The organism is Phyllobacterium sp., assembly GCF_037994425.1.
Taxonomy (GTDB): domain Bacteria; phylum Pseudomonadota; class Alphaproteobacteria; order Rhizobiales; family Rhizobiaceae; genus Phyllobacterium.
The window spans coordinates 1-12721 of record NZ_JBBNAM010000351.1 but is presented as its reverse complement, the minus strand read 5'-3'; the positions used below and the strand labels follow the sequence as shown (position 1 = coordinate 12721).

Here is a 12721-nt window from a genome sequence, read left to right as displayed (position 1 = left end):
TTGAATTCAGTCGCGTAAGATTACTTCTTCACAGCTGCAGCAACTTCTGCCGCGAAGTCGCTTTCTTCCTTTTCAATGCCTTCACCGAGAGCGAAGCGGGCAAAGGCCGTGATCTTGGCCGGTGCGCCGATCGACTTCTCAGCTTCCTTGAGCGCTGCTTCGACAGTCAGGTCCGGATTGATGACGAAAGCCTGCGAGAGAAGGACAACTTCTTCGTAGAACTTGCGCATACGGCCGTCGACCATCTTCTCGATGATATTCTCGGGCTTGCCGGACTGGCGGGCCTGGTCAGCAAAGATCGCCTTTTCGCGCTCTACGGCGGCCGGATCGACTTCCGACGCAGTCAGGGCGAGCGGATTTGTTGCAGCAACATGCATGGCGACCTGGCGGCCGAATGCCTGTGCGGCTTCTGTATTGCCAGCGGTCTCGATTGCGACGAGTACGCCGAGCTTGCCGAGGCCGTCGGAAACGGCGTTGTGAATGTAGGTCGCGACGACGCCCTGGCTGACGCTCAGCGCGGCGGAACGGCGGAACGAAAGGTTCTCACCGATCGTGCCTACGGCGTCCTTGATCGAGTCCACAACCGACTTGCCCGTCGAAGGATAGGTCGCGGCGGCAACGGCGGCGGTCGAACCGTCCGTCGTGAGAGCCACGCTCGCAACGTCGCGAACGATATCCTGGAAAGCGTCGTTGCGGGCAACGAAATCGGTCTCCGAGTTGACTTCAATGACAACGGACTTGGCGCCGTTCGACGCTACGCCGACGAGACCTTCGGCAGCCGTGCGGCCTGCCTTCTTGTCGGCCTTGGAGATACCCTTCTTGCGCAGCCAATCAACAGCGGCTTCCATGTCGCCGTTGGTTTCGGCAAGGGCTGCCTTGCAGTCCATCATGCCGGCGCCTGTGAGGTCGCGGAGTTCTTTTACCTGTGATGCGGAAATGCTCATTAGATCGCCTCTTCTCAAAGCGAAGGCACACTGGCGAACCAGCATGCCAACTTTGCGGCGCGTCATGCGCCAATCGAATCGTTTTTAATCACCCGATAAGACGGGTGTATGAAGCCTCACGCGGAGGCTTCACCTTCCTGTACCGGGGCTTCGAGAGCCGGCTCGGCCGGTGCTTCTTCCTGGGCGCCGAGATCGACACCGAGTGCACCCTGCTGACGGGCGATGCCGTCGAGAGCAGCCTTGGCAATGAGGTCACAGTACAGCGAGATTGCGCGGGACGCATCGTCATTGCCCGGGATCGGGAAATCGATCTGGTCCGGATCGCAGTTCGAATCGATCACTGCAACGACCGGAATGCCAAGACGCTTGGCTTCCTGGATCGCAATGGCTTCCTTGTTGGTATCGATGATGAAGATGAGATCCGGGGTCGAACCCATGTTCTTGATACCGCCGAGGGCGCGGTTGAGCTTCTCGCGCTCGCGATCGAGGTTCAGGCGTTCCTTCTTGGTGAAGCCCTGGGCTTCGCTAGCAAGAAGTTCGTCGAGCTTGCGCAGACGCTGGATCGAGTTGGAGATTGTCTTCCAGTTGGTCATCATGCCGCCGAGCCAGCGAGCGTTGACATAGTACTGAGCCGAACGGGTCGCAGCATCGGCAATGATGTCCGAAGCCTGACGCTTGGTGCCGACGAAGAGAACGCGGCCGCCACGGGCCACGGTGTCGGAAACCTTCTTCAGAGCCGTATGCAGCAGCGGAACGGTCTGGGCCAGGTCAAGAATGTGAATGTTGTTGCGGTCACCATAAATGTACGGTGCCATTTTCGGGTTCCAGCGATGTGTCTGGTGGCCGAAGTGAACGCCAGCTTCGAGGAGCTGACGCATGCTGAAATCAGGCAATGCCATCTCTATTTTCCTTTTCCGGTTTAACCTCCACAGGAAAGAGGCGGGATACCCGCCACCGGAGGCCATATCGGATTTCTCCCGATATCAACCCAAATCCCGTGTGTGGAATGCTGCGGCTGTTAGTCGATAATCGCGACAAACGCAAGTGCGTCGGCAATAAAAGCCGAAACCCCGAGCGACGTTACGATAGCGATCTGGTTATTTCTTGCACTTCGGCATGTCGAAAAGCTGCAGATTGACAAGCTTTCCGGTCATTGAGAAATCGCCATAATCCATTTTCAGATCACGGGTGATGCCGTTTCGGTACATCTTGAAATTGATCCGATAGCTCGGCAGACCCTCGGCTTTCTCGCTCTCATCGAAATAGGCGATCGATACGGGCCAGGTGTTCTCCTTGGCGAGCGGACCCATATGCTTGGTCTCGTCCTCACCATCAGAAAGCGACGACTTCCCGATCACTACGGTCGTTGCCATCACCTTGTTGGCATCCTCGGAACCGTCGAAGAGCTTCGTCTGGTAGAAGACTTCACCGGAAAGTGCCTTTTCGATCAATTCCTGCATGTGACGGGTTGGGAATTGCGACAGTTCCAAATCTTCCTTGAGGGCTTCCGGCTTAGTCAGCGAAATTTCCGTCTTGTCCTTCAGGAGAGCGGCATTGCCGCGCACTTCCTTGGTGAGACTCTGGTCGACAAATGTTTTGTTGACGAAACGGAACTTGCCGCCATCGCCGGACTCATAGGTCGTTGTCTGCTGGTCGGTCACGCGCTGCGGCTGTTCTTCCATGTCGACACGCGTCACGAAGCGGAAATTCGTGGTGTAGCCCTCACAGTCCGAACCGTTGAACTCGTAGACCATGCGGCCGGTCAGGCCGGTTATGCCGCTGCTGTCTTGGGCACTGTCCAGCTTCAGATCATAAATGGCGCGATGGGGGACAAGGGTCGGTGTTCCAGCGGCGAATGCCATGGTTGGGGCGGTCAGACCAAAGGCACCGAGGCTGAAAACGAGGGCGGACAAGACGCGCATAGACAAGATTCTCCATATTAGAACGCGCATATTAAAAAAACTCTTGGCGGAAGCGAGGCAAAAATCGCAACTTCTGTCACATTCGTACGATTCCGAAATATAAGGATAGAGATCTCATGAGCAGCACCATCGAAAATCGCTTGAAAGAACTCGGCGTAGAGTTGCCCCTCGCCGCGGCGCCTGCAGCAAACTATGTGCCGTTTGCCCAGACCGGCAGCTTGTTGCTCACCTCCGGGCAATTGCCGCTCGCACAGGGAAAGCTGATCCATACCGGCCTCCTCGGTGCGGGACTGGCAGTTGCCGAAGGTCAGGAGGCAGCACGGGCTTGCGCTATCAACATTCTCGCGCAGGCGAAGGCGGCGCTCGGCGATCTCGAAAAGATAGCGCGGATCGTCAAGATCACGGTTTTTGTCGCATCCACGCCGGATTTCACAGAGCAGCACCTTGTAGCGAATGGCGCTTCAGATCTCCTCGTCGCCGTCTTGGGCGATGCCGGCCGCCACGCCCGTTCTGCGGTGGGGACCGCTGCCCTGCCCTTGAACGCTCCGGTCGAAGTCGAAGCCATCATCGAGGTCCGCTGACCATGACTTCGGTTGACTGGCTAAGGGAGGTGCCGATCGCGCATCGCGGTTTGCATGACCTCAATCGCACGCGCTGGGAAAATACGCTTTCGGCATTCGAGGCCGCTGCCGGCGCGGGCTACGCCATCGAATGCGACGTGCACCTCTCGGCCGACGGTAAGGCAATCGTCTTTCACGATGGAACACTCGACCGGGTGACCGGGAGGAAAGGCAATATAGGTGAGGTAACGGTCGAAGAGGCAAGGACGCTGCGAGTCGGCGGCACGGACGACCATGTTCCGACTCTTGCAGAGGCGCTCAATCTCATCGGCGGTCGGGTTCCGATCGTCGTCGAACTGAAAGGCATACCAGGCCGCGACGACGGTCTCGTCGCGGCGGTAGCAGATGATCTCGCGAGCTATGCGGGAAAAGCGGCAATCATGTCGTTCGACCATCATCTTATCCGGCTTTTCGGCAAGGATGCACCGGGCGTACCGGCCGGTCTTATCGCCGAGGGTCTCCGTGACGCCGAACTCGAGGCGCATTTCTCGATGCTCGCGTACGGCATCGATTTCGTTTCCTATAATGTGCACCATCTCGATAATCGCTTCGTCAAGTTCGTAAGGGCCAAACTGGGCCTCCCCGTGATTTCATGGACAGCGAGAAGCGTCGCCGACAAGGCAACAAGCGATGCGTGGGTCGATCAGATCACATTTGAAGGCTTCGACCCGCGCGCCGTATAGGAGCAAACCCTCCTCTTGCATCGCCGCACGGAATACCTAGCTTAGGGAAAAGGCAGCTTGGCCGGCGTCCTGCCGGCCCGCGGGCTTTTCGGCAAAGCCAGGACCAACCCAACGATGCACGATTTTCATCGAGGCGATTTCACCCTGCGCGCATGCGAGGATATTGGCGCAGTGACGCGCGAGGAGTGGTCAAGGCTCCGCGGCACGGCTCGGGGTGAGCCCGATTATAATCCATTTCTATCCCACGCCTTTCTATCGTCGCTTGAAGATTCAGGCTGTGTTGAACGGCGCGCAGGTTGGCTACCGCAGTTTCTCCGCCTTGACGATGACAGCGGCAACCTCATCGGCGCCATCCCATGCTACCTGAAAGGCCATAGTCAGGGCGAATATGTATTCGACCATGGCTGGGCCGATGCATTCGAGCGCGCGGGCGGGCGTTACTATCCAAAGCTTCAGGCAAGCGTTCCCTTCACGCCGGTGACTGGCCCTCGCCTTCTCGTCCATCGGGACTGGGACCCCGCCGCTGTGCGAACGGCGCTCGCCAACGGCCTGCGGCAACTCGCCGATCAGATGGGCGTATCGTCGGCACATTCGACATTCGTCAATGACGACGATCTCACTGCCTTCACGGACGCAGGATACCTGCATCGCACCGATCAGCAGTTCCATTTTTTCAACGAGGGTTACGAGAGTTATGATAACTTTCTTGAAACCCTCGCCTCACGCAAGCGCAAGGCGCTGAAGCGCGAACGTCGCGAAGCAGTCGCCGACGACATCATCATCGAACGTCTCACGGGCACTGATATAACTGAGAAGGTCTGGGACGATTTCTTTGCCTTCTACATGGATACGGGCAGCCGCAAATGGGGTCGCCCCTACCTCAACCGCGAGTTTTACGCGTTGATCGGCGAACGCATGCCGGAAGACGTCATGCTGGTGATGGCGCGGCGGGCAGGCAAATACATTGCGGGCGCGATCAATTTCATCGGCTCCGACCGGCTTTTCGGCCGGCACTGGGGCTGCATCGAGGATCACCGCTTCCTGCATTTCGAAGTTTGCTACCATCAAGCTATCGACTTCGCCATCGAGCGAAAGCTCAGCGTCGTCGAGGCCGGAGCGCAGGGCGAACACAAGCTTGCCCGCGGCTATTTACCAGTCACGACTCACTCGGTCCACTATATCGCCCATGACGGGCTGCGGCGTGCGGTCAATGACTTCCTGCGCCACGAGCGGAGCGATGTTGCGCTCGTCGGCGAGGCGCTCAACGAGCATGCACCGTTCAAGAAAGCAGATCGCTGACGGTGCATTTTTGCAACCGTGCTTGACTAGCGCGCTCGCCTTGGCAAACATCGCAGCCGATTTCCCGGTGATACAGGTGCATGATGAACCAGCCCTACGACAACAACAATGTGTTCGCCAAAATCCTGCGCGGTGAGATTCCCGCGCACAAACTGTACGAGGATGCTGACACCTATGCTTTTATGGATGTCATGCCGCAGGGCAAGGGCCATTGCCTCGCCATCACCAAGGCTCCATATCGCAACATGCTTGATGTTGAGCCAGCACATCTGTTTGCGGTCGTCGCTACCACCCAAAAGCTCGCGCGGGCGGTCAAAAAAGCTTTCGATGCCGATGGCGTCACCGTCATGCAGTTTAATGAGCCCGCATCAGGCCAGACGGTATTCCACCTGCATTTCCACGTGATCCCCCGCTTTGAAGGCATCCCCCTGAAAGCACATACGGGCCAGATGGAGGATCAAACTATCCTCGCTGCCAATGCAGAAAAGATCCGGCAGGCGTTGGAGCAAGAAGGTTGATGCGCTGAATATGCAGATCGCCGATAATGAATCAAGATAGGCTTCCGGCGAGCCTAAACGATCTAATTAGCTTCTCGGTACATAATCAGATGCAGACTTTTGGATGATCCCTCCATAATTGGTCGGGCACCAATAGTCCGATGTATATGTGTTTTTTCTGACGCCGCTCCAGCAAGATACATACTTCTGCTTGTGCGGGGTTGCACAAGCATTGGAGTTTCTGGCTTTGCGGGGGCGGGTCACCAATGTTGATCGATGCTGGAGAATTGCCGAGTGGGTGCACTCTGGATGCAGAAATTTGCATCATTGGAGGTGGTGTGGCGGGAATCACACTTGCACTTGAGTTCGAACGCAACGGGATTACCGCTTGCGTTCTCGAGGGTGGCGGGCTTAAGCCAAGCACAAAATCTCAGTCTCTCTATGAAGGTGACAATGCAGGCCTTCCATATGATCTGCAGTCGACCCGAACCCGCCGGCTTGGGGGTAGCTCGAATTGTTGGGGCGGCTGGATACGTCCATTCATAGGTCTAGATTTTGAACATCGTGACTGGGTCCCAAACAGTGGTTGGCCATTTGGCCTTTCCGAGGTCGAGCCCTATTACCGCCGCGCGAGCGACCTTGTTCAGGTCAATCATCATGGGTTTGAGCCGGAGTTCTGGCACGATCGCCTTGGCAAGCAGGTTGGCCTTCTTGACCTCGATGGATCGTCGTTTGAAACGATCGTCAGCAAGTTCAGTCCGCCGACGCGGTTTGGGCGCGATTATCATACCGAACTCGCATCGGCCAAAGGTGCGCGTGTGATCCTCAATGCCAGTGTCGTGCAGCTCGACACGTGCAGCAATGCGACGACAGTCCAGCGTGTTCAGGTCTTGTCGGCTTCGCGCCAACGATTCTTCGTGCGCGCAAACCATACCATCCTTGCAGCGGGCGGCATCGAGAACGCGCGACTCATGCTTCTGTCGCACGACGTGGATCCGCGCGGACTCGGCAACCAGAATGACCTCGTTGGTCGCTATTTCATGGAGCATCCGCGTATCCGCCATGGCCAATTGACCCCCGCGGGTGATGCCGACAAGTTCCGCTTTTATGACGCCCGCTACACCTATCACAATCCGCGGCTCTCGGTGGAAGGCACCAGCGCCAGCGCGCATCTCGCCTTGTCCGAGCAGCGTCAGCGCCGTGAAGGTCTACTGCAGTGCCGGACATATTTCCGCGCGTGCCGCGCGGGCGAAGACAGCGAACTCACCGAGAAGTTTCACGAACTCTACGATGCCATCCGGGCGCGGCATTATCGGGACATCAAGTTGCAGACGTTTGCGGCCGTTGCTCGCAAAAGTCCAAACCTTATGACCTCGTTGCTGTATCGCAGGCTGAAACTTGCCGCAAAGTCGGACCATTTCCAGATTGAGACTGTCGTTGAGCCTGCGCCAGACAGAAATAGCCGGGTCACGCTCTCGCTGAACCGCGATCGCTTAGGCTACCATCGGGCGCATCTCGATTGGCGCATCGGCGATCTCGAGAAGCGTACGCATTTGCGAATGCTTGAGCTTATGCGGGATCAATTTGCCAATACCGGCCTGGGATATGTCGACCTCGACGACGCCGACCACGGGCGACCTTTGCCCGTCATTGGATGCAATCATCATATGGGTACCACGCGCATGCATATTGATCCTCGCCAGGGCGTCGTCGACAAGAATTGCAAGGTGCATTTCATGCACAACCTGCACATTGCTGGAAGTTCAATATTTCCTACATGCGGCAATGACATGCCGACATTAACGATCGTTGCGCTCGCGTTGCGTCTCGCCGATCACATCAACGCACAACGGGGACTTCAGCGTCACAATAGCGCGAACAACGGCCAAGCCCTTTCATTTCAGACTATGCCAGCGTCCTAACGAGGAAAGTACAGCAACGGCGAGGTCTCTCGCAAATGTGAGGCAATCAAGGTCGCAGATGCGATTGGCTTTTACGCCAATGTTAGCCCGGCGATCAGGATGATCTCGGCAACGACGACGCCGACAATGACGCGCCGGCCAAAGTTGAGATAGGCAACAAAACCCGCGGCAGCCGCGCCGATGCGCAAGAATACGGAGGATTGCGCGAGTGACCCGCTCGGATAAAGGATCAGTTGTGCGATGACGCCCGCCACGAGCGCCGTTGCAACAGCGCGGACGATCACAAGTGCCTCCGAATCCTCGCGCACGCGTCCGCCAATAAGGACGCCAAACCACCGCCATATATCAGTGGGCAACCAACCGGCCAGAAGAATGAAGAGATAGGGCCACCACCAGGCCTCAAAGCTCTGCCAGGTCATGACGCTCCGCCTCGCGTTTTCGTCCAGCGCAGATAGCCCACCGTTACGGCTCCCCCTGCAAGACCGGTGAGAAGCAGATCATAGGCTGGCGCCACATGGTGTATGAACGGGAAGAGCAGCAGGCCGGAAACCATGGCGACATGGACGGTGCGATCACGCGCCGAGCCCCAGAGCGATGCAAGAAAATACATCGGCGTAAGGAAAAACAGCGCGGCAAATACGAGTGGCGGAAAGTCGGTCGAAAGGAAATAGACGACCCCGACCACGAGCGTGTTAGCGGTGGTGAGCGTTATGCCAAGACCGGCGAAGTAGGTCGTCCGCATCCTGACCGGAACGTTCCGGAGATGCTCCATCCCGAGTACCCAGGCGGTCACGGCGATAAAGTGTGAGAGAAACAGCAGCACGATCTTCCGCGATTTCGGCCCGCGCATTTCAGGCACGAAGGCGGCCACCATCGGTACGAACCTGATGGAAGAAAGCGCGACGGCGACCGCCGCACCTAGAATCGAATATCCGCCGGAGATAGCGCCGATCAGGACGATATTGGCAGGCAATGCCCAGATCATCGCCACCATGAACATTGCCTCAGTGATTGTTACACCGCTTTCGCTGGCAAGCCCGGCAAAGCCCACATGGGCAGTCATCAGGATGAGCGCGGGAATCGTGCGAATCATTGATGCGCCCGAAAGAAACCACGAGAGGCGGCTTCCCAGATCTTCTTCTTCCGGCGGATGGGAGGGAAACGCGGAATCAGCCATGGGTCCAGCGATAAAGGCAAGCAGACGAACCGGCAAGAAAAAGGCCGCTCAACGGCGGCCTTTCCTGTTATTTCTTGCGTGGCACTTTCGGCACCGAGGCCTTGCGCAGCACATGCGGTTCGCTCGTTGCAAGTCCGACACCGGCCTTCTCAAGCGCCGGCTTCTTAGGGGCCGGTTTGCGCTTTGCTACCGGCTTCTTCTCGACGGGTATCTCCTTCTTGGGCTTCACCACAACCTCATCGGCCACATAGTCTAGGACCAGCCCACGCGACCCATCAGGCTTCTCGGCAACTGAAACGCGGACCGTGCCGCCCTTCTTCAGCTTACCGAACAGCACCTCATCGGCCAGCGGCTTCTTGATGTGCTCCTGGATGACGCGCGCCAGCGGGCGTGCGCCCATCCGGTCATCGTAGCCCTTGTCGGCGAGCCAGGCGATGGCGTCCTGCTGCAGATCGAACGTCACGCCGCGATCGGCGAGTTGCGCCTCAAGCTGAATGACGAACTTCTGCACCACCTGGTGGATGACAGGAACCGGCAGCGGCCCGAATGGAATGATCGCATCGAGACGGTTGCGGAACTCCGGTGTGAACAACCGGTTGATCGCTTCCATGTCGTCGCCTTCGCGCCGCGAAGAGCCGAAGCCGATCGCAGCCCGCGCCATGTCCGAGGCACCCGCATTGGTCGTCATGATTAGGATCACATTGCGGAAGTCGATCTGCTTGCCGTTGTGATCCGTCAGCTTCCCATGGTCCATGACCTGCAACAGGATGTTGAACAGATCCGGATGCGCCTTCTCGATTTCATCGAGCAGCAACACGCAATGCGGATGCTGGTCGACGCCATCGGTCAGGAGACCGCCCTGGTCAAAGCCGACATAGCCGGGAGGCGCGCCAAGCAAACGCGATACGGTATGACGCTCCATGTACTCGGACATATCGAACCTAAGCAACTCGACGCCGAGTGAGTGCGCCAACTGCTTGGCGACTTCGGTCTTGCCGACGCCGGTCGGGCCGGAGAACAGGTAGGAGCCGATCGGCTTTTCCGGTTCGCGCAGACCCGCCCTTGCGAGCTTGATCGACGAGGACAGTGCTTCGATGGCGAGATCCTGGCCGTATACGACGCGCTTCAGTTCCGCCTCGAGATTGGACAGAACCGCTTCATCGTCCTTTGACACGCTCTTAGGCGGGATGCGAGCCATGGTGGCGATCGTGGCTTCGATCTCCTTGACACCAATCGACTTCTTGCGCTTCGACTCGGGCAGCAGCATCTGGCTGGCACCCGTCTCATCGATCACATCGATTGCCTTGTCGGGCAACTTGCGGTCGTTGATATAGCGGGCCGAAAGTTCGACGGCGGATTTGATCGCTTCCACAGTGTACTTGACCTTGTGGAAGTCTTCGAAATAGGGCCGCAGACCTTTCATGATCTCGATCGCATCCGGGATCGAAGGCTCGTTCACATCGATCTTCTGGAAGCGGCGCACGAGCGCCCTGTCCTTCTCGAAGAACTGGCGGAACTCCTTGTAAGTCGTTGAACCAATGCAACGAATTGACCCTGAAGACAGCGCGGGTTTGAGCAGGTTCGATGCATCCATTGCACCACCCGAAGTGGCACCGGCGCCGATGATCGTGTGAATTTCGTCGATGAACAGGATCGCACCTGGATACTCTTCGAGCTCCTTGATCACCTGCTTCAGACGCTCCTCGAAATCACCGCGGTAGCGGGTACCGGCGAGCAAGGTGCCCATATCCAGCGAGAAGACTGTCGCATCCTTGAGCACGTTGGGGACCTTGCCTTCGACGATACGCTTGGCCAGCCCCTCGGCAATGGCTGTCTTGCCCACGCCAGGGTCACCGACATAAAGCGGATTGTTTTTCGAGCGACGGCACAGAATCTGGATCGTACGGCTGATTTCCTGGTCACGGCCGATCAGCGGATCGATCTTTCCAGCTTTCGCCCGTTCGTTGAGATTGTTGCAATAAGCGGTCAGGGCATCCTGCTTCTTCTTGGTACCTTCTTCGGATTCCGAAGTGTGATGCTCCTCATTATTGCTTTCCGTTCCAAGCGGCGTCCGCGGCTCGGATGCGCCGGGGCGCTTCGAGATCCCATGGGAAATATAGTTGACCGCATCATAGCGCGTCATCTGCTGTTCCTGCAGGAAGAACGCTGCATGGCTCTCCCGCTCGGCGAAGATAGCGACGAGGACGTTGGCTCCCGTCACCTCCTCGCGATTCGACGACTGAACATGGATGACAGCGCGCTGGATGACGCGTTGAAACGCAGCGGTCGGCTTTGAATCCTCGTCATAACCGGTCACGAGATTGTCGAGCTCATGATCGACATAGTCAGTCACCGTTCGCGTCAACTGAGCGAGATCGACATTGCAGGCGCGCATGACACTGCTCGCGTCCTGATCATCGATGAGCGCCAGAAGCAGATGCTCCAGCGTCGCATATTCATGATGATGCTCGTTCGCGATTGTCAGCGCCTGATGGAGGGCCCGCTCGAGACTAGGTGAGAAAGATGGCATGAAACCTCACTTTTTCTCCATCACGCATTGCAGCGGATGTTGGTTTTGCCGCGCATAGTCCATGACTTGAGTCATCTTGGACTCCGCGACCTCATAGGTAAAGACACCACATTCTCCGACCCCATGATTGTGCACATGGAGCATAATGCGTGTGGCATCCTCTCTGTTCTTCTGGAAGAAACGCTCCAGAACATGGATGACGAACTCCATCGGAGTATAATCGTCATTGAGAAGCAACACGCGATAAAGGCTGGGTTTTTTCAGCTTTGGTTTGGTCCGGGTAATGACAGCCGTGCCACGTCCGGGACCATTGCCGCCACCCTTGTCCTCATCCTGCATAATGGGTGAAAACCGCTTCATCTCTTCAGACACCCGCATTCCTGATAGCTATTTGTCGCTCCATGCATTCTATGTAGGTCACACCGAGCCGATTTTAAGCCCTCTCCCGAAGCTTGCAATATCAAGTTGCCGTTGCAAAGGGCCATTTGTCATACCGGAACAAAAAAAGTCCGGCTGCGCGGGCAACCGGACTTTCTGATAGGGCCTGTTGGTATGTTTCGGTCTATTTGCCGACTTTCGCGACTGCTACCTCGTAAGGCCGGTACGCCTCCTTCGCAAGATCAGCGTAGAGTTCGCCGAACTTCGCAGCCTGAAAGACGAAACCCTCATAGGCCTTCTTCGAAAAAAGGCTTTGTGCTTCGAACGCCTGCTCAACCGACTTGGTGGAGGCGAGCTTTTCCAACAGAATCGAACCTTCGTTGAATGAGCGCTTCGAATAGTCGGCGGCTTCGTTTGCAATTGCCTGCAAACCCTGGCTGAGCGCCGATACGCTCTTCATCGTGCTGTTAATGAAATCCTTGCTGGATTCATTCAGTGTTTCGAACGGAGTAGCCATGATGCATCCTTCCACGCATTGGTTGTTGGTGCGACGGTTGTTTGTGCGATTGATCTAGTGTGCACTGCACAAGAAGTCAATTTTATGTTGCAGTGCAACATTCCGGTAAATTTTTCGATAAAGACGGGGGAAATCGTCAACGCGGCGGTTACCATAAACATTTTGGTAACGCTGATACGGATAAAGTTCACGAAATCAATCTGATGCGTCAGATCATCAACGAGAACCCACC

The 12721-nt window shown here is 56.9% G+C and carries 14 protein-coding genes; 5 read left to right on the top strand and 9 right to left on the bottom strand.

Annotation, left to right across the window (positions count from 1 at the left end):
• Positions 1–20: 20 nt before the first annotated feature.
• From tsf to AAAB35_RS23445, 3 genes are all read right to left on the bottom strand, one after another.
• Positions 21–944, bottom strand: a complete 924-nt coding sequence (tsf, locus tag AAAB35_RS23455) for a translation elongation factor Ts (RefSeq protein WP_340670684.1) — start codon at positions 942–944, stop codon at positions 21–23.
• 116 nt (positions 945–1060) lie between these two features.
• A complete protein-coding gene (gene rpsB, locus AAAB35_RS23450) occupies positions 1061–1843 on the bottom strand; it encodes a 30S ribosomal protein S2 (protein WP_340670683.1) in 783 nt (260 codons plus the stop codon).
• 198 nt (positions 1844–2041) lie between these two features.
• The gene (locus AAAB35_RS23445) at positions 2042–2806 is read right to left on the bottom strand and encodes a cell envelope integrity EipB family protein (RefSeq protein ID WP_340670686.1); all 765 of its coding nucleotides are present in this window, start codon (positions 2804–2806) and stop codon (positions 2042–2044) included.
• Between the two features lie 176 nt (positions 2807–2982).
• Here AAAB35_RS23445 and AAAB35_RS23440 point away from each other — a divergent pair, with 176 nt between their 5' ends.
• The 5 genes from AAAB35_RS23440 to AAAB35_RS23420 all read left to right on the top strand — a co-directional run bounded on the left by AAAB35_RS23440 (position 2983) and on the right by AAAB35_RS23420 (position 7887).
• Positions 2983–3447 carry a RidA family protein gene (locus tag AAAB35_RS23440; RefSeq protein ID WP_340670682.1) on the top strand — a complete coding sequence of 155 codons (465 nt, stop codon included), beginning with the start codon at positions 2983–2985 and terminating at the stop codon, positions 3445–3447.
• A gap of 2 nt (positions 3448–3449) precedes the next feature.
• Positions 3450–4169 carry a glycerophosphodiester phosphodiesterase gene (locus AAAB35_RS23435; RefSeq protein WP_340670681.1) on the top strand — a complete coding sequence of 240 codons (720 nt, stop codon included), beginning with the start codon at positions 3450–3452 and terminating at the stop codon, positions 4167–4169.
• 114 nt (positions 4170–4283) lie between these two features.
• Positions 4284–5468, top strand: a complete 1185-nt coding sequence (locus AAAB35_RS23430; RefSeq protein WP_340670685.1) for a GNAT family N-acetyltransferase — start codon at positions 4284–4286, stop codon at positions 5466–5468.
• Between the two features lie 80 nt (positions 5469–5548).
• Entirely contained in the window at positions 5549–5986 is a 438-nt protein-coding gene (locus tag AAAB35_RS23425) for an HIT family protein (RefSeq protein ID WP_340670680.1), read from the top strand.
• A gap of 317 nt (positions 5987–6303) precedes the next feature.
• The gene (locus AAAB35_RS23420) at positions 6304–7887 is read left to right on the top strand and encodes a GMC family oxidoreductase (RefSeq protein ID WP_340670679.1); all 1584 of its coding nucleotides are present in this window, start codon (positions 6304–6306) and stop codon (positions 7885–7887) included.
• Positions 7888–7958: 71 nt separating this feature from the next.
• On the opposite strand, the gene AAAB35_RS23415 is transcribed toward AAAB35_RS23420, so the two are convergent.
• From AAAB35_RS23415 to AAAB35_RS23390, 6 genes are all read right to left on the bottom strand, one after another.
• Positions 7959–8306, bottom strand: coding sequence for an AzlD domain-containing protein (locus tag AAAB35_RS23415; protein WP_340670678.1), 348 nt, complete (start codon positions 8304–8306; stop codon positions 7959–7961).
• Complete coding sequence (locus tag AAAB35_RS23410; protein WP_340670677.1) at positions 8303–8980, bottom strand: AzlC family ABC transporter permease; 678 nt, start codon at positions 8978–8980, stop codon at positions 8303–8305. The genes AAAB35_RS23415 and AAAB35_RS23410 overlap by 4 nt, the downstream gene beginning before the upstream one ends.
• Positions 8981–9131: 151 nt before the next feature.
• The gene (gene clpA / locus AAAB35_RS23405) at positions 9132–11594 is read right to left on the bottom strand and encodes an ATP-dependent Clp protease ATP-binding subunit ClpA (protein ID WP_340670676.1); all 2463 of its coding nucleotides are present in this window, start codon (positions 11592–11594) and stop codon (positions 9132–9134) included.
• A gap of 6 nt (positions 11595–11600) precedes the next feature.
• The gene (gene clpS, locus AAAB35_RS23400) at positions 11601–11954 is read right to left on the bottom strand and encodes an ATP-dependent Clp protease adapter ClpS (RefSeq protein WP_113481921.1); all 354 of its coding nucleotides are present in this window, start codon (positions 11952–11954) and stop codon (positions 11601–11603) included.
• A 202-nt stretch (positions 11955–12156) separates the two neighbouring features.
• A complete protein-coding gene (locus AAAB35_RS23395) occupies positions 12157–12489 on the bottom strand; it encodes a phasin family protein (protein ID WP_340670675.1) in 333 nt (110 codons plus the stop codon).
• A partial coding sequence (locus AAAB35_RS23390; protein ID WP_340670674.1) for a hypothetical protein occupies positions 12465–12721 on the bottom strand: 257 nt, incomplete at its 5' end. The genes AAAB35_RS23390 and AAAB35_RS23395, both read right to left, overlap by 25 nt.

Excerpts from the sequence above, each read along its gene's own strand:
- clpA (WP_340670676.1), bottom strand. The coding sequence starts at position 11,594 with ATGCCATCTTTCTCACCTAGTCTCGAGCGGGCCCTCCATCAGGCGCTG.
- AAAB35_RS23425 (WP_340670680.1), top strand. The coding sequence starts at position 5,549 with ATGATGAACCAGCCCTACGACAACAACAATGTGTTCGCCAAAATCCTG.
- AAAB35_RS23430 (WP_340670685.1), top strand. The coding sequence starts at position 4,284 with ATGCACGATTTTCATCGAGGCGATTTCACCCTGCGCGCATGCGAGGAT.
- tsf (WP_340670684.1), bottom strand. The coding sequence starts at position 944 with ATGAGCATTTCCGCATCACAGGTAAAAGAACTCCGCGACCTCACAGGC.
- AAAB35_RS23440 (WP_340670682.1), top strand. The coding sequence starts at position 2,983 with ATGAGCAGCACCATCGAAAATCGCTTGAAAGAACTCGGCGTAGAGTTG.
- clpS (WP_113481921.1), bottom strand. The coding sequence starts at position 11,954 with ATGAAGCGGTTTTCACCCATTATGCAGGATGAGGACAAGGGTGGCGGC.
- AAAB35_RS23435 (WP_340670681.1), top strand. The coding sequence starts at position 3,450 with ATGACTTCGGTTGACTGGCTAAGGGAGGTGCCGATCGCGCATCGCGGT.
- AAAB35_RS23395 (WP_340670675.1), bottom strand. The coding sequence starts at position 12,489 with ATGGCTACTCCGTTCGAAACACTGAATGAATCCAGCAAGGATTTCATT.
- AAAB35_RS23410 (WP_340670677.1), bottom strand. The coding sequence starts at position 8,980 with ATGATTCGCACGATTCCCGCGCTCATCCTGATGACTGCCCATGTGGGC.
- AAAB35_RS23445 (WP_340670686.1), bottom strand. The coding sequence starts at position 2,806 with ATGGCATTCGCCGCTGGAACACCGACCCTTGTCCCCCATCGCGCCATT.
- rpsB (WP_340670683.1), bottom strand. The coding sequence starts at position 1,843 with ATGGCATTGCCTGATTTCAGCATGCGTCAGCTCCTCGAAGCTGGCGTT.
- AAAB35_RS23415 (WP_340670678.1), bottom strand. The coding sequence starts at position 8,306 with ATGACCTGGCAGAGCTTTGAGGCCTGGTGGTGGCCCTATCTCTTCATT.